The sequence below is a fragment of the Helicobacter sp. MIT 03-1616 genome, assembly GCF_000765685.2.
Taxonomy (GTDB): Bacteria; Campylobacterota; Campylobacteria; order Campylobacterales; family Helicobacteraceae; genus Helicobacter_C; species Helicobacter_C typhlonius.
In genome coordinates this window covers 1-478 of record NZ_JROY02000040.1, presented here as the reverse complement: position 1 = coordinate 478, position 478 = coordinate 1, and the positions used below count along the sequence as shown (strand labels likewise).

The following is a 478-nucleotide window of genomic DNA, read 5'->3' as shown; positions in this document are numbered from 1 at the left end:
TCTTAGCTTATTAATACCTTCTTCTACATAAAAATACTCATCAAAAAATGGGTCTTTGCTCTTCTCTATGGTGGTGCGTTTATCTTTTACAAACACAACGAGATGAGGATTCTTCCACGATTTAAAATCAGTAGAGAAAATATAGAAAGAATAAAGCTTCCCATCTTCTGTAAAAACTGCCAAGCTTGTATCTACACCTATGAGTTTAGGTCGTATTGCTATGGTGTTTTGAGAATTAGGCACTTCTAGCACTTCAAAGCCTACATTGTCTCCCAAAATAAAATTTTTTATCTTTTGTGGAAAAATCATTGTGCTTGTCATCGCGATTCTTGTGCGTATTTTATAGGTATTATTATTTTCGTAATCTATTGTTATGGTGTTTTCTGTGCCTTTGTAATTCTTGGCAAAGAATTGTCCTTGAATTGCATTGAGATTTTGGCTTCTTACCGCTTGTTTTCTAAGCAATATTTCTTGTTCT

At 33.5% G+C, this 478-nt stretch carries 1 protein-coding gene; it reads right to left on the bottom strand.

Going from position 1 to position 478, the window contains the following annotated elements; genetic code table 11:
• Window positions 1-478, bottom strand: a 478-nt coding sequence (locus LS67_RS09490; protein ID WP_161594500.1) for a TrbG/VirB9 family P-type conjugative transfer protein, incomplete at both ends; no start/stop codon positions are given.